The sequence below is a fragment of the uncultured Shewanella sp. genome (genome assembly GCF_947491715.1).
Classification (GTDB): domain Bacteria; phylum Pseudomonadota; class Gammaproteobacteria; order Enterobacterales; family Shewanellaceae; genus Shewanella.
The window spans coordinates 1-337 of record NZ_CANLKR010000136.1; the positions used below are offsets into that span (position 1 = coordinate 1).

Annotated in this window: 1 protein-coding gene; it reads left to right on the forward strand. The window is 45.7% G+C overall.

Annotated features, from left to right (window positions below):
• The coding region (locus Q0779_RS23845) for a condensation domain-containing protein (RefSeq protein WP_298776761.1) at positions 1-337 on the forward strand (337 nt) is incomplete at both ends.

Sequence of the window (337 nt, forward strand, 5' to 3'; positions counted from 1 at the left end):
TTCTTCGATAACTGGCTCATCAATAAAACCTTAGCCGTTCCTCAGCACTTCAATCAATCATTTATGATGCACATCCCAGCGTCAACTGCAACTGAGCTGGATACTGATAGGCTAAATCGAGCATTGAGCAGGCTAACACAGCAACATGATATCTTGCGTACCTGTTTCTTTGACAATGAAGCCTCTGGCAATGAAGTAGCTGGCAATGAAGCGGGGAATCATCAACAGTACACCGAGCAGTCCACTATGGCATCGTTGAAGGTGGTAGACACATCATCGCTGACAGCATCGCAGTTAGATAAGCAGCTAACCCAATGGCAAGGGCAATTTAGTCTTG